Origin of the sequence: Pasteurella sp. XG20 (assembly GCF_018968665.1) — a bacterium.
In the GTDB taxonomy this organism is placed as follows: Bacteria; Pseudomonadota; Gammaproteobacteria; order Enterobacterales; family Pasteurellaceae; genus Pasteurella; species Pasteurella multocida.
Map to the genome: position 1 here is coordinate 1225247 of NZ_CP076656.1, position 21656 is coordinate 1246902.

Annotated in this window: 21 protein-coding genes and 1 riboswitch; of the genes, 13 read left to right on the forward strand and 8 right to left on the reverse strand. The window is 40.6% G+C overall.

Features of this window, described 5'->3' with window-relative positions:
* Nucleotide 1: 1 nt before the first annotated feature.
* Nucleotides 2-274, reverse strand: a complete 273-nt coding sequence (locus KPF51_RS05625) for an acylphosphatase (protein WP_005726093.1) — start codon at nucleotides 272-274, stop codon at nucleotides 2-4.
* A 175-nt stretch (nucleotides 275-449) separates the two neighbouring features.
* Between KPF51_RS05625 and KPF51_RS05630 the strand changes: the two genes are divergently transcribed.
* The 4 genes from KPF51_RS05630 (at nucleotide 450) to yccS (ending at nucleotide 4390) form a co-directional block, all read left to right on the forward strand.
* A complete protein-coding gene (locus tag KPF51_RS05630) occupies nucleotides 450-1106 on the forward strand; it encodes a DUF2057 domain-containing protein (protein ID WP_005726092.1) in 657 nt (218 codons plus the stop codon).
* A gap of 58 nt (nucleotides 1107-1164) precedes the next feature.
* Entirely contained in the window at nucleotides 1165-1623 is a 459-nt protein-coding gene (locus tag KPF51_RS05635; protein WP_064661108.1) for a methylglyoxal synthase, read from the forward strand.
* 127 nt (nucleotides 1624-1750) lie between these two features.
* Entirely contained in the window at nucleotides 1751-2203 is a 453-nt protein-coding gene (locus tag KPF51_RS05640; protein ID WP_005726091.1) for a YccF domain-containing protein, read from the forward strand.
* Nucleotides 2204-2236: 33 nt separating this feature from the next.
* A complete protein-coding gene (gene yccS / locus KPF51_RS05645) occupies nucleotides 2237-4390 on the forward strand; it encodes a YccS family putative transporter (protein WP_061405958.1) in 2154 nt (717 codons plus the stop codon).
* On the opposite strand, the gene smrB is transcribed toward yccS, so the two are convergent.
* Nucleotides 4370-4876 carry an endonuclease SmrB gene (smrB, locus tag KPF51_RS05650; RefSeq protein ID WP_005721623.1) on the reverse strand — a complete coding sequence of 169 codons (507 nt, stop codon included), beginning with the start codon at nucleotides 4874-4876 and terminating at the stop codon, nucleotides 4370-4372. The genes yccS and smrB overlap by 21 nt on opposite strands.
* A 122-nt stretch (nucleotides 4877-4998) precedes the next feature.
* Between smrB and prmB the strand changes: the two genes are divergently transcribed.
* Nucleotides 4999-5940 carry a 50S ribosomal protein L3 N(5)-glutamine methyltransferase gene (gene prmB, locus KPF51_RS05655; RefSeq protein ID WP_005726087.1) on the forward strand — a complete coding sequence of 314 codons (942 nt, stop codon included), beginning with the start codon at nucleotides 4999-5001 and terminating at the stop codon, nucleotides 5938-5940.
* 103 nt (nucleotides 5941-6043) lie between these two features.
* Here prmB and KPF51_RS05660 read toward each other — a convergent pair whose 3' ends face one another.
* On the reverse strand, nucleotides 6044-7096 hold the full coding sequence (locus tag KPF51_RS05660) for a porin (protein WP_005726086.1): 1053 nt from the start codon (nucleotides 7094-7096) through the stop codon (nucleotides 6044-6046).
* A gap of 153 nt (nucleotides 7097-7249) precedes the next feature.
* Complete coding sequence (locus tag KPF51_RS05665; RefSeq protein WP_064661107.1) at nucleotides 7250-8305, reverse strand: porin; 1056 nt, start codon at nucleotides 8303-8305, stop codon at nucleotides 7250-7252.
* Between the two features lie 689 nt (nucleotides 8306-8994).
* Here KPF51_RS05665 and rsxA point away from each other — a divergent pair.
* The 8 genes from rsxA to KPF51_RS05705 are packed head-to-tail and all read left to right on the forward strand — an operon-like array spanning nucleotide 8995 to nucleotide 17112.
* Nucleotides 8995-9573: an electron transport complex subunit RsxA gene (rsxA, locus tag KPF51_RS05670; protein ID WP_005721600.1), complete on the forward strand. Its 579-nt coding sequence runs from the start codon at nucleotides 8995-8997 to the stop codon at nucleotides 9571-9573.
* Nucleotides 9570-10166, forward strand: coding sequence for an electron transport complex subunit RsxB (gene rsxB / locus KPF51_RS05675; RefSeq protein WP_005726076.1), 597 nt, complete (start codon nucleotides 9570-9572; stop codon nucleotides 10164-10166). The genes rsxA and rsxB overlap by 4 nt, the downstream gene beginning before the upstream one ends.
* A 4-nt stretch (nucleotides 10167-10170) precedes the next feature.
* Nucleotides 10171-12678, forward strand: a complete 2508-nt coding sequence (rsxC, locus tag KPF51_RS05680; RefSeq protein WP_061405956.1) for an electron transport complex subunit RsxC — start codon at nucleotides 10171-10173, stop codon at nucleotides 12676-12678.
* A gap of 14 nt (nucleotides 12679-12692) precedes the next feature.
* Entirely contained in the window at nucleotides 12693-13742 is a 1050-nt protein-coding gene (rsxD, locus tag KPF51_RS05685; RefSeq protein WP_061405955.1) for an electron transport complex subunit RsxD, read from the forward strand.
* A gap of 9 nt (nucleotides 13743-13751) precedes the next feature.
* A complete protein-coding gene (gene rsxG / locus KPF51_RS05690; protein ID WP_005721592.1) occupies nucleotides 13752-14360 on the forward strand; it encodes an electron transport complex subunit RsxG in 609 nt (202 codons plus the stop codon).
* 2 nt (nucleotides 14361-14362) lie between these two features.
* Complete coding sequence (locus KPF51_RS05695) at nucleotides 14363-15091, forward strand: electron transport complex subunit E (RefSeq protein WP_005726063.1); 729 nt, start codon at nucleotides 14363-14365, stop codon at nucleotides 15089-15091.
* Nucleotides 15088-15720 carry an endonuclease III gene (nth, locus tag KPF51_RS05700; RefSeq protein WP_005721589.1) on the forward strand — a complete coding sequence of 211 codons (633 nt, stop codon included), beginning with the start codon at nucleotides 15088-15090 and terminating at the stop codon, nucleotides 15718-15720. Before KPF51_RS05695 ends, nth begins: the two co-directional genes overlap by 4 nt.
* Nucleotides 15721-15744: 24 nt before the next feature.
* The gene (locus KPF51_RS05705) at nucleotides 15745-17112 is read left to right on the forward strand and encodes a sodium-dependent transporter (RefSeq protein WP_005751293.1); all 1368 of its coding nucleotides are present in this window, start codon (nucleotides 15745-15747) and stop codon (nucleotides 17110-17112) included.
* Nucleotides 17113-17181: 69 nt separating this feature from the next.
* On the opposite strand, the gene bioB is transcribed toward KPF51_RS05705, so the two are convergent.
* From bioB to thiB, 4 genes are read right to left on the reverse strand one after another with little or no spacing between them, the layout of a single operon-like run.
* The gene (gene bioB / locus KPF51_RS05710) at nucleotides 17182-18192 is read right to left on the reverse strand and encodes a biotin synthase BioB (RefSeq protein WP_005751292.1); all 1011 of its coding nucleotides are present in this window, start codon (nucleotides 18190-18192) and stop codon (nucleotides 17182-17184) included.
* 34 nt (nucleotides 18193-18226) lie between these two features.
* Nucleotides 18227-18904: a thiamine ABC transporter ATP-binding protein gene (gene thiQ, locus KPF51_RS05715; protein ID WP_061405954.1), complete on the reverse strand. Its 678-nt coding sequence runs from the start codon at nucleotides 18902-18904 to the stop codon at nucleotides 18227-18229.
* Nucleotides 18897-20507: a thiamine/thiamine pyrophosphate ABC transporter permease ThiP gene (thiP, locus tag KPF51_RS05720; RefSeq protein ID WP_061406426.1), complete on the reverse strand. Its 1611-nt coding sequence runs from the start codon at nucleotides 20505-20507 to the stop codon at nucleotides 18897-18899. Before thiP ends, thiQ begins: the two co-directional genes overlap by 8 nt.
* Before the next feature lie 12 nt (nucleotides 20508-20519).
* Nucleotides 20520-21524 (reverse strand): thiamine ABC transporter substrate binding subunit, encoded by a 1005-nt coding sequence (gene thiB, locus KPF51_RS05725; protein WP_061405953.1) that lies wholly within the window; start codon nucleotides 21522-21524, stop codon nucleotides 20520-20522.
* Between the two features lie 37 nt (nucleotides 21525-21561).
* Nucleotides 21562-21654, reverse strand: a riboswitch (TPP riboswitch).
* Nucleotides 21655-21656: the final 2 nt, after the last annotated feature.

Below are 21656 nucleotides of genomic sequence, written 5' to 3' on the forward strand. Positions count from 1 at the left end.
GCTAATATCGCACAGAAAAATCAGTAAATTCGCGAGAATCGGCATACTCTTGTTCAATCACTTGTTCAACCGATGCCGTTCTCGGTCCTTGTGTTAACCATGTATGTAATTGCGCTAATTGTGTCGTAGAACCAACAGCGACGACCTCAACACTACCATCATCACGATTACGCACATAGCCTTTAACCCCTATTTGCATGGCGGTTTTCCAAGTAAAATAACGAAATCCCACGCCTTGTACTAAACCATAAACAATAAACTGTTTTTTCAACATATTCTCACCTCTCATCCCTTCCACTGAAAAGTTTTAAGCTCATCACATTTTTTTCAATTAAAATAAACTTTTCTATTTCCATTTAACTGAATTTAGCATAGCATACAACCTAGCACTTTCATGAATAAAGTGTTTTCGTTCCAAACTTATTTCCTTTACCAAGACAGGAGCAAATATGAAATTTCGTTTCGCTGCATTAGCTAGCGTCGCTCTATTAACAAGCACTGTAAGCGTTGCAGGTGTTGTGACAAGTTCATCAAACATTGATTTTCTTGCCATTGATGGACAAAAGCCAAGTAAATCACTTTTAAAAGAAAAACGCTCTTTTAATGTAAGTGATACTCTTCCTCACCAAGTGGTTGTTCGTGTGGCTGAAATTATCCGTACAGGCTCTGACCGCTCACTTTATGAATCAGATCCTATTGTCGTCACTTTCCAAGGTACAACAGATGACATCATTATTTCCGCTCCTCGCTTAGAAACTGAAAGAGATGCAAACGCTTTTAAAAAATCACCTAAGATCACTGTTAAAACTGTTTCAGGCGTAGAAATTGCGACAAAACAAGAATATCTGAAACAAGAAGGTTTCTTACCGGGCATTAATCTAATTGAAAATCTATCTGAATATAATTCCTCTGGTGCGCCAGCGGCAGTGGCGCGTTTAGCCAGTACTACAATGCCCGTTGCAATGCCTGGATTTGGTAAAGCACAAAAAGGAAAAATTACTGTTCAAGGTGAAAATGTAGCCGAACAAATGTTGCAATACTGGTATCAGCAAGCAGATAAAGAAACACAGCAACGTTTCTTAAGTTGGGCCAAAGGTCAAAAATAAACATAACATAAAGTGAGCATTTTGCTCACTTTTTCTTTAGCATGTTTAAGGAGATATCATGCAGAGTACCGCACGTACCTTGTCTGTTAATAAACATATTGCACTGGTTGCACATGACCACTGTAAACAAGATTTGATAAATTGGTGTAAAACTCACCGCACTTTATTAGCACAACATACCCTTTATGCGACAGGAACAACTGGCAACCTCATTCAAAAAGAAGCAAATTTGCCGATTAAAAGTTTACTCAGTGGTCCAATGGGCGGCGATCAACAATTGGGCGGCTTAATTGCAGAAAAACAAATTGATGTATTGATTTTCTTTTGGGATCCGATGAATGCAGTCCCCCATGATCCTGACGTCAAAGCATTAATGCGAATCGCAACGGTGTGGAATATTCCCGTCGCAATGAATATGGCAACAGCAGATTTTCTCATTACATCACCTAGCTTTGCTCAAGAAACCAAAGTACGAATTCCTGATTATGACGGCTATTTGAAAGAACGTTTAAAATAACATCAGTTGTCGGTTATTTTTGTCAAAAATGCAGAAATCACATTATAATGGTGCTCGATATTGATCTCTTAATATTGAGCTATTTTTTATCTTCACGTTTTGATCATGTACGGAGAATAAATAAACGATGGCATTAATCTTAAATATCCTGAATTTTGTGCTAGGTGGTTTTGCTACCACTTTAGGTTGGTTGCTCGCAACGCTGGTTAGCGCGCTCTTAATTGTCACCTTACCTTATACACGTAGTTGTTGGGAAATTAGCAAAATGTCCCTCATGCCATTTGGTAATGACATTATTCATGTGAAATACCTTGAACCAACGCATGTTATTAGCAATTCCTTAGGCACGGTACTGAATGTACTCTGGTTTATCTTGTTTGGTTGGTGGCTCTGCTTATGCCATATTTTTTCCGGCATTGCACAATGTTTAACCATCATAGGCATTCCGGTCGGACTTGCCAATTTTAAATTAGCGGGCATTGCACTGTTGCCTGTTGGTCAACGCGTTGTCCCCAAAGAAGTGGCTGAAATCGCAAGACAACAAGCAGCACAACAATATTATCAGCGCCGTCATCACTAAATAAAGGACTCAAGGAATGAGAGAAGAACACGCATGAATAATTGGTTTAATGCAAAAATTATCGCAACGATCCCCATTTTTATTGCGATAAATATTGCGGCTTTCGCTATTTGGCTTCTGGATATCTCCGAACAAAGCATGCCACTTATTTTGGGCATTATCGCTGGCGGATTAGTGGACTTAGATAATCGTTTAACTGGGCGATTAAAAAATATCTTCTATACCTTACTTGCCTTCTCTATTTCCTCACTAGTGGTGCAAATTAGCATTGGTCATGGTTTTCAATTTACGCTGTTGATGACGGCCATGACGTTTATGTTTACCATGGTAGGTGCAATAGGACAGCGCTATAGCACCATTGCCTTTGGCACTTTAGTTATCGCCCTTTACACAACGCTTTCTTACTTTCCAGAAACTATTTGGTTTATCAACCCCATTATGATTTTATGTGGGACATTGCTTTACAGCATGATCACTTTAGTTGTGCATTTGTTTTTTCCTAATCGTCCAGTACAAGAAAGTATCGCGAAATCCTTCTTAGCCTTGGGACACTATCTTGACGCGAAATCACAATTTTTTGATCCCGATGAAATTGAACAACTGGCGAATAAAGAAGTGAATTTAGCCATGAAAGACAGTGCGCTTATTGAGGCATTTAATGCCACCAGAATTGCTCTGTTCTATCGTATTCGAGGTCAAAACCGCCATAGCCGCACACAAAAAATGATCCGTTATTATTTTGCGGCACAAGACATTCATGAGCGCGCGAACTCTAGTCTATTTAATTATCATACTATGGCGGAACAGCTCAAAAACACGGATCTCATTTTTCGTATTCAACGCTTATTTGAATTACAAGCCCAAGCCTGTCGCGAAATCGGTTTAAGTTTACAGCAAAATAAAGAGTACCATTACAATAATAAAGTCGAAAAAGCGATTGTAGGGCTAAATCAATCTTTTGAATTGTATGCAAAAACCCATCTAGAAAATGAACAAGTGGTGCTAAATCTTAAGACCTTGATTGAAAACCTGCAAGCTGTTGAATGGCAACTTAGTCATCTTGATCAAGAAACACACCAAGCTGAACGTGCATCTACCGCTAAAATTCATACAGAACAAGTTCGTGGTTTACGTAATATCCTGTATGCAATGAAAAGTCACTGCCATTTTAATTCTCAACTGTTTCGACATGCTGTTCGCTTATCTATCGTCGTTTTTACCGCTTGTTCTATTGTTGAATTTTTTCAATTAGAGCGAGGTTATTGGATTTTATTAACCTCCGTTTTTGTCTGTCAGCCCAATTATTCCGCTACTAAACTGCGCCTTCGTCAACGTATTATTGGGACAATTCTAGGCGTCATTATCGGTTCCTTACTGCCTTATATTAATCCAACACTGGAACTGCAACTTGGTTTGATTGTGGCAACCAGTACTTTATTTTTCTTTTTTAGAACGAATAACTACAGTTTCTCGACTTTCTTTATCACATTACAAGTACTAATCAGCTTTGATGTAATGGGTTTTGATATTCATGAAGCGATGTATTCAAGGGTAATAGATACATTCATTGGCGCCTTTATTGCTTGGTTTGCTGTGTCTTATTTATGGCCAGATTGGCGTTACTTACAACTCGATAAAGTCAGCCGTCAAGCGGTAAAAAGCAATGCCAAATACTTACTTTATGTGATTAGCCAACTGCAATTTGGTAAAGGAGATAACCTGAAATACCGTATTGTACGTCGCCACGCCCATGAAAATGCCACCGCCCTGAGTACCACCATTTCAAATATGAATAATGAACCAAACAAATACCAAGCACATTTGCAAAAAGGTTTTGAGTTACTGAAGATTAATTATTCTTTATTGAGCTATATTTCCGCATTAGGCGCTTATCGTAGTAATATGAAGGCATTACAACAAAATACCGAATTTCTGGCAGGATTTTATCCAATTGCCAAGAAAATTATTTATGTATTGGAGCATATTGAAAAACTCAGACCGGAGGTGTTCCAAAAAATGCAAGAAAGGATTGAGAGTGATTTAAAGCACGCGAACACTGAGCAAGCCGGTCATCTATTTCAACCGCAGTTTAGCGTGCCGATTCAGCAATTGAATATGATTAGTCAGATCTTGCCTTCACTTTACCATACGTTTCAACAAATCAACTTAAACCTCAAACAAAATTAAAATAGCTGCATCACCGCCCCATGCTTTTGGGGCTTGATGTAAGGCGCGTACTTTAGGATGTTGTACTAACCAACGTGGAATTTGGCGCTTTAAAATATACGAACCATAACCGGTCATCACACTCGCGCAATACACATGTTCATTTTCGCAGGCTTGTAATAAACTGGCGAGTTCTATTTTCGCTTGTTCTTTAGTCAACCCATGAAGATCCAAAAAAAGTTCTGGCGAAAAATCACCGCGCCGTAATTGCTTTAAAATATGAGAATCTTCGCCTTCACGTAAATATCTCACCGCACTTTCTTCATTTAACAATGGCTCATATTCATCAGAGAAGTAAAAGAGGGTATCCTCTTTTTCGCGAATATCTCTTAATGTTGATTTCTTTTTAGACATTTTCTGACGAGGGGCAATAAACTTATCCTGCTTAAGCGCTTTCACCCCTTTGACTGCACCGCGGAATAACGCAATATCATCCGGCTCTAACATATTCTTTTGCTCTCCATATTCAAATAGATTCATAATAACATATCTTTATGAGACATGATTTCCAAAATTTGGCGGAATATGATATAACTACGCCAGTTTTCTCTTATGATAAAAGGTACGTTATGACACATAATCAAGAGCTGATTGAAACAATCATTGCTGATCAAGTTCATCAAGAATTGCATTCTATTCAAGACTTTCTCCGCTGGACTTACAGCACCTTTAACCGCTCCGATATTTATTATGGTCATGGCTATAATAATGCCTGGGATGAAGCCTTACAGCTCATTTTAACAACCTTAGCCTTGCCTATTGATTTTCCTAATGAATATTATTCAGCGCATCTGACTCGCTCAGAAAAAGAGGTATTATTACGTCTGATTATTCAACGTTTAGAAAAACGTATCCCCGTTGCTTATCTGACCCATCAAGCGTGGTTCTGTGGCTTAAATTTCTATGTAGATGAGCGCGTCATTGTGCCGCGTTCACCAATCAGCGCCCTCATTCAAGAAGGTTTTGCACCACTATTACCGCAGGAACCTAAACGTATTTTAGACATGTGTACAGGCAGTGGTTGTATTGCTATCGCTTGTGCAGAACGTTTCCCTGAAGCAGAAGTAGATGCCGTCGATCTGTCCTCTGATGCGCTTGATGTCGCGCAAATTAACATTGAGCGCCACAATATGCTCGATCGTGTTTACCCTATCCAATCAGATTTATTTCATGACTTAGCCAAAGATCAGTATGATTTGATTGTAGCAAACCCACCTTATGTTGATCTGGAAGACTTATCTGATATGCCAGCTGAATTTCATCATGAACCAGAAATGGCATTAGGATCTGGCGTCGATGGTCTAGAAATTACCAAAAAAATTCTCTATGCCGCGCCAGATTATTTAACAGAGCAAGGTGTACTAGTCTGTGAAGTGGGTAATAGCATGGTACATTTAATTGAGCAATATCCTGATGTGCCTTTTAATTGGGTTGAACTCAAAAACGGTGGTGTCGGTGTCTTTGCGCTAACTCAGGCAGAACTGATGCAATACCGCCACCTATTTCAATAAAAAACGAATCAAAAGTGCGGTGAGATTTAACAACATTTTCATCGCCTATCACAACAAAAAACCAGTGAAAATTCACTGGTTTTCTATTAGGTATTACTTCATATTAGAAGAACACGCGTAAACCTACACCCAATTTTTTATCTCTCAAAGTTGGATCTAAATCATTGTCATGTTTGTATCTAAATACGCCACCTTCTAAATAAGTGACCACATTTTTATGGAATTTATAGTCCACACCCGCGATATACGCACGTAATCTCACTGTGCGATCATAAGCTGTCACGGCTTTACCCCAGATAAAGTCCGTATAGATTTTTGACTCTGGAATAAATTGATATTTCAAACCTAATTCGACTTCGCGAACTTTGTGGAAACTATCATCTTGATCTGGTTTACCTGGATGTTTTTGTCCACGCCAAGAAATTGTATCCAATTTACCACTTTTCACTTGGGAGTAATCTACTGCCACTGCAAAATCTTGGTAACTTAACTCACCGCCCACTGTCCAAGCTTTCTGATTAACAGATAGCATGGCATCACCGATTTTTTTGCTGCTGTATCCAGCTTCTAAAGCAAAACCCAGATCACCCACAGTTCGGTTATAAAGTACACCTAACACATAAGCCTTGTTATTGATATTCTTTTCATTTACTGCTTCTGTTTTAGACGGATCTTCATCAAATACATAGTCTGCACCAAAACGGAAACCTGCAAAATCTGCTGATTTGAAATGGATGACTTTTTCACCACTGGTGACTAATTTATTGACACCACCTAAGTTGTACGTGTAATCAGATAAACCGATATCATCACCAATCGTTAACTGTTTACCGAACGTTAATTTACCTACTGCTTCGTGATTAAACCCAGCAAATAAACGAGAAATTTTAGTCTGATCACCAATCCCTTTATCGCTAAAACGCACTTCAACTTGTCCTAATGCACTTAATCCCTCACCTAACTGATGAGTGACATCAAAGGTCACACGTGATCCTTTATCTTTTAAGTCGGTACGATGATTGGTTTCACGTTGTAAAAGTAAACGAACAGAACCGCTTACATCCACTTTGGTTCCTTCTTTATCGAAAACGGTTGCTGCACTGACAGAAGTCACTGCAAATGAGCTAATCGCTAATGCAATAAGTGTTTTTTTCATAAGATCCATTCCTTGCAACATATTGATATGTATTATTTTGAGAAAGATGACCGCGTAACGACTTTCAAAATCCTAATTTATTGTAAGTAAAACAAATAAAACCCAATAAAAAGCCAGTGTTTAACACTGGCTTTTTTCAGATTCTAACAAAAATTAGAAGTGTACGCGTAAACCTGTACCTACTACGTTGTTTTTTGTTGTTACACCATCAGAGTCTTTCTCTCTACCCCAAGCTGCTTCAACAAAAGTTTCCACTTGTTTGTGAAGTTTGTAACCAAAACCTACAGCGACAGTACGGTTTCTTGTAACATCACCTTTAGGACCTTCTTTTTCCCAGATGAAGTCTGTGTAAACTTTCGCTCTGTCGTTAAGGTCATAATTTAAACCCACTTCAAGAGCACGTTTTTTACCATCTACGTTAGTCACTTTAGATTGTGCGTAGTCAACACCAAGCGCTAAACCAGCATATGATAACTCAGCACCCACCATGAAAGCTTTCTCTTTTTCATCTTTAAATACTTTTGGTGCTTGTGCTTGTTCTACTTCTTGTTTCACATATTTTTGGCTATAACCGGCTTCGAATGCAAAACCAACATCACCCATTTTTCTGTTGTATAAACCTGCTACAACGAAACCGCGACCATCACGTAATGCTTGTTTGTCAGCATCAGCAGAGAAGACATACGCACCACCAAATGTGAAACCATTGAATTCTGCAGATTTAAAGTTAATTGCTTTTTCACCGCTAGAAAGGAGGTTATTAATACCACTGTTGAAATAGGTATAGTCAGATAGACCAACATCATCACCGATAGTTAATTGGTTACCGAATGTTAATGTACCTAAACCTTCATACGCGAAACCCGCATAAAGACGTTTTACGTGAACATTGTTACCAAGTTTCTCAACCTCATACTCACGTACTACTTCACCTTGTTGGTCTTTTACTTGCACGGGTACATTTTTACTAAAACGAAGTTCTGTATAAGCTAATGCGCTTAAGCCTTCGCCTAAATCATGAGATGCTTTGAATGAAACGCGTGAACCGTTATCCACTAAATCACCGCGCTCATTTTTTTCTTTTTTAAGGATTAAACGTAAAGAACCGTTTACATCAACTTTTGTACCGTCTTGATTGTAAACTGTTGCTGCGTTTGCTGAAGTTGCTGCTACTGCTGCGACTGCTAATGCTACGATTGTCTTTTTCATAGTATCACTACCTTGTTTTTGGAGTTTTATAATTCGATTAAATGATTGTTGCCAATCACTCAATCAACCTAAAATCGACTAACAGACGATAAGTCGTCTGCACATTTTTGCAAATGCAAGATAGCAAAGCTCCGTTTTCTTGTCAAAACAAAATAGGTTTGTCTTTTTTTTACCTTATCCTTTAAAAACAATATGTTATAAAAAATCAGCGGTTTTTTCAGGGTTAAAAAAGTGTTAAAAGGATCACATTTATTAAAAATTTTATTCTCTTTAGAACTTTTCTTTTAAAACATAACACATTGATTTAAAAATAAAAATAGTATAAATCAAAGATAAAAACATCGGGTAAATGCCTCTATTTCTCACTTCACCCAAATTTTATTTATATTTTGTGATCAAGATCACATTATTTTAAACCTCTCTTACTAGATAGACGCTTTTTTAAACAAAATCACGGTCTAATCGTGCATAAAATCGTTCAATTCTCCTTATAAAAAAGCATGGAAAAGTACCTCTATTCCATGCGGTGCTTTCGTATTTTATCCGTGTAGTGTGGCACTTTTTGTTGTATACGCTTTCTATTCCTGCGCCTACCCCAAATTTTCTATTGTTCTTGAAACAATAAATAGCGATAATATGCCACTTAACTTCAGGGCATCCTTTAATCGTCGCCCGAGAACATCATACTTATGACAGAATACATTCTCCTTATTATTAGTACAGCCTTAATTAATAACTTTGTCCTGGTGAAATTTCTAGGGCTTTGTCCTTTTATGGGCGTTTCTAAAAAAATTGAAACCGCAATTGGCATGAGTTTAGCGACCATGTTTGTCCTTACTGTTGCCTCAATCTCTGCTTATTTAATTGATACCTATATTCTTACTCCCTTAAGCGCGACTTTTTTACGTACTCTCGTCTTTATTTTAGTAATTGCTGTGGTGGTACAATTTACTGAAATGGTAATCAATAAAACCAGTCCTACACTGTATCGTTTATTAGGGATTTTTCTCCCACTCATTACGACAAATTGTGCTGTACTTGGCGTCGCACTGTTAAATATTAATCAAGCACACACCCTGACCCAATCAGTGATTTATGGTTTTGGTGCATCATTAGGTTTTGGCTTAGTGCTTGTTCTCTTTGCTGCCTTACGTGAACGCTTAGCCGCGGCAGACGTGCCTCATGTTTTTAAAGGTGCCTCGATTGCTTTAATCACAGCAGGGTTAATGTCACTTGCCTTTATGGGCTTTACAGGATTGGTGAGATGATAATAACAACGGTCTATTTTATCCTCATCGCTATCGCTGTATTAGCGTTGATATTTGGTGCAATCTTAGGCTTTGCTTCCGTTAAACTGAAAGTAGAAGCCGATCCAATTGTGGAAAAAATCGATGCTTTATTACCACAAAGCCAATGTGGTCAATGTGGTTATCCCGGTTGTAAACCCTATGCAGAAGCCATTGCTAATGGTGACGATATCACTAAGTGTATTCCCGGGGGGCAAACCGTAATCGTCAATATTGCCGAATTAATGGGAGTTGAGCCACCCACAACGGATATTGAGGGTGATCCAGCACCTATGGTTGCCTTTATTGATGAAGACATGTGTATAGGTTGCACAAAATGCATTCAAGCCTGTCCTGTCGATGCCATTATTGGCACAAATAAAGCCATGCATACCATTATTCCTGATCTTTGTACGGGCTGTGAACTTTGTGTGCCACCTTGTCCAACAGATTGTATTTCCATGATTAAGGTAGAAAGTACAATTCATAACTGGAATTGGAAATTCGATCCTAAACTGGTTATTCCCATTGTTGATACCACAACAACACAGAAAAAATTGTTCAAAGGGGAATAAAAAAATGGATGTTTTAACGCGTTTTAATTCAGGTAAATTGTGGGATTTTAAAGGTGGTGTCCATCCACCTGAACGGAAATCGCAGTCAAACCAAAAACCGATTCGTCACGCAAAATTAGTTGAGCATTTTTATATTCCCGTTGTGCAACATGCTGGTGAGGCTGGAAATATTTTAGTTAAAGTCGGCGATTATGTATTCAAAGGTCAACCGTTAACACAAGGCGATGGCTTACGTGTATTACCTGTCCATGCCTCTACGTCGGGTTTTATTCGAGCCATTGCACCTTATGCTAGTGCGCACCCTTCCGGCTTGGCGACACTTTGTTTGCATCTTGAAGCGGACGGTAAAGATCAATGGCGTGAACAACAACCCCTTGACGATTTCCTCACTCAAACGCCTGAAAAGCTGATTGAAAAACTCTATCAAGCGGGTGTCGCTGGGTTAGGTGGTGCTGTTTTCCCAACCGCAGCTAAACTGCATTCTGCTGAAAAACAAGTTAAATTATTAATTATTAATGGGGCTGAATGTGAACCTTATATTACCTGTGATGATCGTTTAATGCGCGACTACGCGGATGAAATCATCGAAGGTACTCGCATTTTACGCTATATTTTACGCCCTGAAAAAGTCGTGATCGCGGTCGAGGACAATAAACCAGAAGCCGTTGCGGCTTTACGTCAAGTTTTACAAGGCGCGAATGACATCGAGATCCGTGTCATTCCTACTAAATATCCTTCTGGTGCCGCTAAGCAATTAATTCAAATTCTCACTGGTATGGAAGTCCCCAGCGGTCAACGCTCTTCCAGTATTGGTGTATTGATGCAAAATGTTGCTACGGCCTTTGCTGTTAAACGAGCAATTATGGATGATGAGCCACTGATTGAACGTGTTGTCACATTAACGGGAGACAAAGTACGTCATAAAGGCAATTATTGGGTACGCTTAGGTACTCCAATCTATCAGCTCTTACAGCAAGTGGACTATCATTATGACGATCGTTTTCCTGTGTTTATGGGAGGACCGATGATGGGCTTTATCTTGCCAGATTTGCAGGCTCCCGTCACCAAAATGACCAACTGTTTGTTAGCCCCAGATCATTTTGAATATGCCCCACCTGCACCAGAACAATCTTGTATCCGTTGTTCTGCTTGCTCTGATGCCTGCCCGGTAAGCTTGATGCCACAACAACTGTACTGGTTCGCACGTAGTGAAGATCATGAGAAATCCGAAGAATATGCCCTGAAAGACTGCATTGAATGTGGCTTATGCGCTTATGTCTGCCCAAGCCATATTCCGTTAATCCAGTACTTCCGCCAAGAAAAAGCCAAAATTTGGGAAATTCAACAAAAAGCCAAACAAGCAGAAGAGGCCAAACAGCGTTTTGAAGCACGCCAAGCACGTTTAGCACGTGAAGAACAAGAACGTAAAGCACGAGCACAGAAAGCCATGGAAGCGCGCCGTCAAGAAATGAAAACGGCGCAAGGAATAGACCCTGTTCAAGCCGCGCTTGAACGTTTAAAAGCGAAAAAAGCTGATAATGACAGCAGTGCGAAGGTGGAAATCAAAACAATTGTGACAGAAAAAGGCGACATCTTACCTGATAACAGCGATATTATGGCGCAACGTAAAGCACGTCGCTTAGCACGCCAACAGCAAACACAAAACACCGATGTTTCGCAGATTGAAACAAACGAAGAAAATAAATCAACTGACAGCAAATCGGCTGTTGCCGCTGCCATTGCCCGCGCTAAAGCTAAAAAAGCAGCACAGCAAGGCAGTGCATTAGAAAAAGACGAAATTTCATCAAGTAATACGCTTAGTGTAGGAAATGACACAGAACTGGTAGCGGATGATCCGCGTAAAGCGGCAATTACCGCCGCCATTGCGCGCGCTAAAGCTAAAAAAGCAGCACAGCAAGGCAGTGCGCTAGAACAAGACGAAATTTCATCAAGTGATACGCTTAGTATAGGAAATGAAACAGAACCGGTAGCGGATAATCCGCGTAAAGCGGCGATTGCCGCCGCCATTGCGCGCGCGAAAGCTAAGAAAGCGGCACAGCAAGGAAGTGCGCTAGAACAAGACGCAATTTCATCAAGCGATACGCTTAGCGTAGGAAATGACACAGAGCCGGTAGCTGAAGACCCACGCAAAGTGGCGATTGCCGCTGCCATTGCCCGTGCCAAAGCTAAAAAAGCGGCACAGCAAGGAAGTGCGCTAGAACAAGACGAAATTTCATCAAGTGATACGCTTAGTGTAGGAAATGAAGCCGAACCGGTAGCTGAAGACCCACGCAAAGTGGCGATTGCCGCCGCCATTGCCCGTGCCAAAGCTAAGAAAGCGGCACAGCAAGGAAGTGCGCTAGAAAAAGACGAAATTTCATCAAGTGATACGCTTAGTGTAGGAAATGAAAAAGAATCAGTAGCAGAAGATCCACGCAAAGCGGCGATTGCTGCCGCCATTGCGCGCGCTAAAGCTAAGAAAGCCGCTAAAGCCAATAATCATGACGCATAAGGACGAGAAATTACATGTTTAAAATGGTCAGTTCCCCTCATACTCATTCCGGTAAACTCACAATGCGTATTATGTTGTGGGTCATTTTAGCAATGTTACCGGCAATGGGTGTGCAACTCTACTATTTTGGCTTTGGTGTCTTAATTCAAGCGGCATTAGCCATCAGCTTCGCCTTATGTTTGGAGGGAATTGTCACCGTATTACGCCAAAAACCGACGCTGTTCTATCTGTCAGATTTCAGTGTGATTTTAACTGCGCTGATTCTTGCTATGGCCATTCCCCCTTACGCCCCTTATTGGCTGATTCTGATTGGGACATTTTGCGCGGTGATCTTAGGTAAACATGTTTATGGTGGCTTAGGGCAAAACTTATTCAACCCAGCGATGGTTGGTTATGTGGTGTTACTAATATCGTTCCCATTACAAATGACCACTTGGTTACCTCCAATCCAATTGCTTAATGAACCCCCGACTTTACTGGATGCTTATTCGTTAATTTTTACAGGATTTAGCACAGATGGCTTTAGCCTACATCAATTTACGCAGTCCGTAGATGCGATAACACAAGCAACGCCACTTGATAGTGCCAAAGTGATCTTAAAAGAGGGCGTTAACTATAACACATTGCTTCAATCACCGATTTTTGAGGCGGGATTTGCGATTGGCTGGTGGCAAGTTAATTTGGCATTTTTATTAGGTGGGCTATTTTTAATTTGGAAACGGATCATTCACTGGCAAATCCCCGTCGCCATGTTAGTCAGTTTTATACTTTTGGCGGCAATCACGGAACTCGTGGCAAGTATCCCTTATCTGAAAACTTTACCGCATTTATTCAGTGGTGCCATGATGTTTGGTGCGTTCTTTATAGCTACCGATCCGGTCACTGCCTCGATTACCCCACGAGGTAAACTCGTATTCGGGGCACTGGTTGGCTTTTTGGTGTATATCATTCGTTTCTACGGCAATTATCCGGACGGGGTTGCCTTTTCGGTGCTATTAGGCAATATCTGTGTACCACTCATTGATCACTATACCCGACCACGTGTCAGCGGTCATCGTCAATAAGGAGCAAGCATGAAAACCGTTAAAATTTCTGCTTATTATGCGATTTTACTTGCCCTGATTGCGTTGATTTGTACCGCACTTTCAACGGGCATTTATCTATTAACCAAAAGCAAAATTGAGGATGAAATCAATAAACAGCGGCAAGCACTGCTACTGGAGGTGGTACCACAAGCCTATTTTGATAATCCACTGAGTGAAAACTGCCAGCGTCCAAACAGTGAAAAATTACGTGCTCAGCGTATTGATCGCCTTTGTATTGCCACTAAGAATAATCAAAAAACGGCTTATGCCTTTGAAACGGTGGCGCCTGACGGCTACGCTGGTCGCATTCGCTTGCTAGTAGGCATAACACCGACAGGCACGATCTTAGGAGTTCGGGTGCTTGAACATCAAGAAACACCAGGATTGGGGGATAAAATTGAAACGCGAATTTCCGATTGGATTTTATCTTTTAGCCAACAACAACTACGTTCAGATAACTTAGCGGATTGGGCAGTGAAAAAAGATGGTGGCAAATTTGACCAGTTTGCGGGCGCCACTATCACGCCACGCGCTGTAGTGAATCAAGTAAAACAATCGGCATTAAGCCTGTTAGATGAACTCAATCGAGAGAATTAATCATGAACGACACTTTCGCAAAACAGACCGCACTTTCTGACGCTAAAGACGATGTCATGGACCAGCAATCTACATTAGCGAATACATCCACTCCGTCGGTCTGGAAAACACTTTTCTGGCAAGGGGTATGGAAAAATAATTCAACCCTTGTGCAACTCTTGGGCTTATGTCCATTATTAGCTGTATCCAACAGTGTCACAAATGCGTTGGGGTTAGGCATTGCAACGCTATTCGTGCTGATTTGCAGTAACACAGTAGTCTCTTTATTCCGCAAACAAATTCCGCACGAAATCCGTATTCCAATTTATGTGATGATTATTGCCACGACCGTCACGGTGGTGCAATTACTGATGAATGCCTATACTTATTCACTCTATCAATCCTTGGGTATTTTTATTCCACTGATCGTCACTAACTGTATTGTGATTGGGCGTGCTGAAGCCTTTGCTTCAAAAAATCCGCTTTCCCATGCGATGTTTGATGGCTTTGCCATGGGGTTAGGCATGTGTTTAAGCTTAGTCTTTTTAGGGGCAATCCGCGAAATTCTCGGTAATGGCACCTTGTTTGACGGCATTGAGCATTTACTTGGTGATTGGGCAAAAGGATTGCGTATTGAATTATTTCATCTCGATAGCCATTTCTTGTTGGCGATTTTACCACCGGGCGCCTTTATTGGTTTAGGACTCATTTTAGCTATTAAAAATGTCATTGATCAGCGTAACAAAGCATGAATAAACAAAAACGAATTGAAATTTTAACACGCCTACGTGATCACAATCCGCATCCAACCACCGAACTCAATTACAGTTCGCCTTTCGAGTTGTTAATTGCGGTGATCTTGTCTGCACAAGCCACCGATAAAGGCGTGAATAAAGCCACAGAAAAATTGTTTCCTGTCGCCAATACCCCACAAGCCATTTTAGATTTGGGGTTAGATGGACTAAAGGAATACATCAAAACCATTGGGCTTTATAACAGTAAAGCCGAAAATATCATCAAAACTTGTCGCGATTTGATCGAAAAGCATAATGGTGAAATTCCTGAAAACCGTTCCGCGCTTGAAGCATTAGCTGGTGTGGGGCGGAAAACTGCCAATGTGGTGTTAAATACCGCATTTGGTCACCCGACTATCGCGGTGGATACCCATATTTTCCGCGTTTCTAATCGTACTGGCTTTGCGCCGGGAAAAGATGTGGTCAAAGTGGAAGAAAAATTACTCAAAGTTGTACCTGATGAATTTAAAGTCGATGTGCACCATTGGTTGATTTTACATGGACGTTATACTTGTATTGCTCGCAAGCCCCGTTGTGGCTCTTGTCTCATTGAAGACCTTTGCGAGTTTAAAGAAAAAACAGAATAATTAAAAAATATTGGATGTAATTTTATGACAACAACAAAACAAGAAAGACAAACTTGGTCAAGTCGACTGACTTATATTATGACTGTTGCTGGGGCAACCGTTGGTTTTGGCGCAACTTGGCGCTTTCCTTATTTAGTCGGGGAAAATGGTGGTGGCGCCTATGTGTTTTTATTTTGCATCGCCATGATCTTAATTGGAATTCCAATGATTCTGGTGGAAAATGTGATCGGTCGCCGTTTACGCGTCAATGCAATCGATGCTTTCGGAGATAAATTAGAAAAACGCAATATTTCAAAATATTGGAAAATTGTCGGCTACATGGGCTTACTCGGTGCATTTGGTATCATGGCTTACTACATGGTGCTAGGTGGTTGGGTGATTACTTATATTATCCATTTAGTGACTGGCTCATTGGATATCTCAAGCCCGATTACTAAAGAAGTCACGAAAAACTTCTATGATCTGCATATCAGCAACAGTCCATTAGAAATTAGCTTATATACCCTACTTTTCGTGGCGTTAAACTATTTTATTTTGGCAAAAGGCATCATTGGTGGGATTGAGCGCGCAGTCAAATACTTAATGCCGTTACTGTTTCTATTCTTAATTGGCATGGTGATCCGTAATGTTACTTTGCCTGGTGCAATGGAGGGCATTAGTTTCTATCTTAAACCGGATTTTACCAAAATCACGCCACAGCTCTTTGTGTTTGTATTAGGACAAGTGTTCTTTGCGCTGAGTTTAGGGTTTGGTGTATTAATCACCTTATCCAGTTATTTAAATAAAGAAGAAAACTTAATTCAAACTGCCGTGATTACAGGTTTTACTAATACCATTATCGCGGTTTTAGCGGGTTTTATGATTTTCCCATCGTTATTTACCTTTGGGATTGCACCGAATTCAGGCCCCACTTTAGTCTTCCAAAGTTTACCGATCGTATTTTCTCACTTATGGTTAGGCAAAATTTTTGCGATCATTTTCTTTAGTTTGTTATTGATTGCCGCCTTAACCACCTCTTTAACCATTTATGAAGTGATCATTACCGCATTACAAGAGAAACTCAAAATGCGTCGTAGTAAAGCAATTGTTTTCACCTTAGGTGGAATTTTCTTGCTGGGTAATATTCCGTCGATTTTAGGTGATAACCTATTAAAAGACGTAACCATTTTTGGTAAAAGCCTTTTCGATACTTTTGATTTTGTCAGTGGCAATATTCTGTTTATGCTAACTGCCTTAGGTTGCGCGGTATTCGTAGGCTTTGTGTTAAAAGATGATGCGAAGAAAGAACTCTCGCCACACCCAGACTCCACCTTCACGACAATTTGGTTTAATTATGTGAAATATGTGGTGCCGTTAATTATTTTAGTTATCTTTGTCAGTAATCTGATTTAAACAAAAAGTTCACCAAACAAGGTGGACTTTTTTGTTACATCACGAAAAAAGCAAAAAGCGCTACCGCACTTATTCCGCACGGTAACGATTCTCTTCTGTTTCTGGCTCTAAATCTAATTTCGCCATTAAGAGCTGATCGCCGTCTTCTTCTGGGTTACCAGTCACGAGTAATTTATCGCCATAGAAAATTGAATTCGCGCCAGCCATAAAGCACATGGCTTGCATTTCTTCCGACATGCCTTGACGCCCTGCTGATAAACGTACATAGCTTTTCGGCATGGTAATACGCGCCACCGCAATAGTGCGCACAAATTCTGTCCAGTCTAATTCTGCCGCATCGGCTAAAGGGGTACCTTCCACTTTCACTAATTGATTAATCGGCACCGATTCGGGTTGCGGGTCTAAATTCGCTAAACTGGCAATTAATCCTGCTCTTTCTTTACGGGTTTCATTCATGCCAATAATCCCGCCACAGCACACTTTTAAGCCGGCTTTACGCACTTTACCTAACGTATTAATACGATCATCAAATTGACGGGTACCAATCACATTACCGTAGTGTTCTGGGGCTGTATCGAGATTATGGTTATAATAATCCAAACCCGCTTCTTTTAAATCTTCTGCCATCCCATCTTGTAATAAACCAAAGGTACCACAGGTTTCTAAGCCCAGTTCTTTCACCGCTTTAATGATTGCGGTAACTTTTTCAATGTCTTTCGGTTTCGGTCCACGCCATGCAGCCCCCATACAAAAGCGCCCTGCACCACGTGCTTTGGCAATTTTGGCTTTTTCAACAATTTCTTCCACATCGAGTAATTGCTGCTTTTCTACTCCAGTATGATAACGTGCTGACTGCGGACAGTAGCCACAATCCTCTGGACATCCCCCCGTTTTAATCGACATTAAAGTGGATAATTGAATGGCTTTAGGATTAAAGTTTTCTCGGTGCACTTGCGCAGCCCGATAAACCAAATCTAAAAATGGGGTCTCAAACAGGGCTTCAATTTTACACACAGACCAATATTCTAAGGTCGGGTGAGGAGTAAGTGTACGAATCTCAAATGCCGTTGCCGTTGTCATATTTTTCTCTTTCCTTATCTAATTAATAAGCCGCCTAAAGTGCGGTCTGTTTTTCGTTAAAGTTATCCTTCAAAATGGTGGACTCACTCATCCTACCATGTTCAAAACGAATCATACGATCCATTTTCTGCTGTAATTCGTTCACTTGATGTGTCACGATCAGGAGTGTTAATTTTTTTTCATCACACAACTGTAACAGTAAATGCAACATTTCTGCCCGTAAATCGGGATCTAAGGCAGAAAAAGGTTCATCCAATAACAAAATTGGCTTATCGCGTAATAAACAACGCGCCAACGCCACACGCTGTTTTTGCCCACCCGATAACTGGGTGGGTAATTGATTAATAAAACCCTGCAAGCCCACTGCACTTGCCACTTGTTGTACGCGTTGTTCTTCAAGTGCGGTCAGTTTTAGGCTTGGTTTCAGCCCTAGTGCCATATTCTCTGCCACAGTCAAATGCGTAAACAAGTTGTTTTCTTGAAACAAAATAGATACCGGACGTTCATAAGGTTGAGTTTGGCTATGATTTTCACCATTCAACCAAATTTCCCCTTGTTGTGGCAATGCAAAACCCGCAATCAAATTTAATAAGGTACTCTTCCCTGCGCCACTGGCGCCAATAATAGCAACTTTTTGTTGAGCAGGAATCTGCAAATCCAGCTCAAAAGTAAAGGTATTATAGGAAAACTGAACACCGTTTAAATTAATCATCACGCGGTTCCTGATGTCGTTCAATAATCATAAAAACACTCAAACAAAAAACCAATAAAATAAACGCTGTTACTGCCGCTTCCTGACTACGATAATGCCCCAATTGTTGATACAACAAATGCGGTAACGATGTGAAGTCAGCCTGACCAAATAACGCGATTGCGGTGAAATCGCCTAATGATAACGCACAAGCCAGTGCAAAGGCATATTTCATTGGCGCACGAAGCTTGTGCCATTCAATCAATCGAAAACGTTGCCAACCACGCAGGTTAAGTGATTGGCATAATTTTTCATAATAAATCATGTTGTTATGCATCGGTAAAGCCAAAATACGCAACACAAAAGGCATTGCAGCTAACGCGTTACAGCATACCACAACCCCAAAAAGATGGTATGGAGAAAAATCGATCTCACGTAATAAAATGAATAAACCAATAGCTAACACTAACGTTGGAATGGCTAAAATGGTCGCACCGATATTTAAAATCACATGGGATAAGCTGCGATAATGTCGCCAATGTAATTCTCTAGCAAGCAATAATAAGGCAAAGGACAGTACTAAAGCGAGCAATGCAGAAGTGGGGGCGATGGTGAGCGAGTAACCTAATGCTTTCCATAATTGAGGTTGTAACCACAAGGTAAAAAACTGAGGCGAAAGCAAAGCAGAAACTAGCGTATTGAGTAGCGGTAATAAGATAAATACTGTCGCACACACAATGATCATACGTTGCCATAATTTAACCCAATACGATTGGGGCGCAAACCAAGTAGGTTGACTGTGTAATGTCGTGGCGGGGGCTGGAGAAAAAAAGCTACTCAGCGTGAATAACAGAAAACAAAAAACAAATTGTAATAACGCAAATAAGCCGGCTTTCGGTACATCAAACTCAAATAAAATCGCTTGATAGATAGCCACTTCCAACGTGGTATATTTCGGTCCGCCACCTAAAGTGAGCACAATCGCAAAACTGGTAAAATACAGCATGAAAATCAGAGTAAATGCAGGTAACAATTGCTGGCGTAAATAGGGCCACTCAATCAGACGTATAAAATGCCAACCACGTAAATTGAGTTGTGCCGCGAGCTGACGTTGTTGCACCGGAATTGCTTGCAAAGCTTGTAAAAACAGGCGACAAGCTAATGGGACATTAAAAAAAAGATGCGCCAGTAAAATACCTGTTAGGCCGTAAATATTAGGGGTCCAATCCCAAGCGAAAAACTGGCTTAACATCGCTAACCAGCCAGAAGCGCCATACACGCCTAATAAACCAAAAATCACCACTAAGGCAGGTAACACAAAAGTCAGTGAAAATAATTTGAGGATCAGTTTCTTGCCCACAAACGGTTGATAAAAAAAGGCTCGTGCTACAATGCCACCAAAGAGGACTGCAAGTACCGCCGACAGAAAAGCTTGCCAAAAGCTAAAGATGATCACCTGTTGTAAATACTGATCACTCAACAACGCTGTCCAGCTGCGCGCAAAAGGGAGCGAAAAAACCGCCCCTAAGGCGAACGCATAAAAAGCGATCAGAAAAACAATCACCAACATCCCGCCAAGATAACTGGCGGGACGGTATGTGAATGCACGAAATCGCTTAAACATCAAGACAAACAATTATTGGGTTAGGATCGTTTGCCAAACAGCAATCCATTTTTTGACTTGTTCGGCATTCACTTTTGAGGTATCGAGCACTTTCGTGTTCATTTGGGTGGCTTTAAGGGCATCAAAGTGCGGTTCAATATTGGTATTAATCACCGGTAACATCACATTATTCTTGACTAAATGCCCTTGTGCTTCTGGATGAATTAAAAATGCCAAGAAATGATCCGCACAGTGATTATCATGTTGTGCTACACGTGCAGCCGTTTCAATTTGTAATACGCCCCCTTCCTCGAATTCGGTGGCGAGATACTGATCTTTTTGTTCAAACACCATGTGATATAACGGAGAGGTGTTATAGCTTAAGACGACATCGGCTTCGCCTTTCAAAAACGCGCCATAAGTATCAGACCAACCTTTTCCCACAGTCACCGTATGTTTGGCTAATTTTTGCCAAGCTTGTGCCACTTCATTCTCGGTATAAACATGGTTCATCCAAATGAGTAAGCCACGTCCTACACTGCTGGTACGTGGATCTTGATAAATGACTTTTAAATCATCACGTTCTACCAATTCTTTTAAGCTTTTTGGTGGCTGTTGCACTTTGGTTTTGTCATAAATAAAGGCAAACTGCCCAAAATCATAAGGTAAAAAAGTTTGATTTTTCCACTCAACCGGTAGTGACAGCGGTGTTAAATCGACTTTATGTTGAACAAATAAGCCACTTTTTTCTGCCTCCTCAAGGTTGTAGTTATCTAACCCTACAACCACATCCGCTTTTGTTTTTTTCCCTTCTAAACGTAAGCGATTAAACATAGTGCCAGAATCACCAAACGCAGTAAAATTCACTTGGCATTGTGGGAAATGAGTTTCAAATGCTTTTTTTACTTTCGGACCTGCCCCCCATTCAGAAGTGAAGGAATCATAAGTATACACATTGACCGCTTGCGTTTGAGCAAAGACAGATAGTGACAGTGTGGAAAGTGCGGTGAAAAAAAAGGAAGTTTTTAATCTAGACATTGTGTCCTCTCTTGTAATTACGCAAAAAAGTACACAGCAATATTGACTGCTAGTTTCCTACGTCAGTATTAACTGCATCAGGTTCACGGGTATCATCTCAGCTAACGCAATAGCACCCCGACTAAGAGTCCT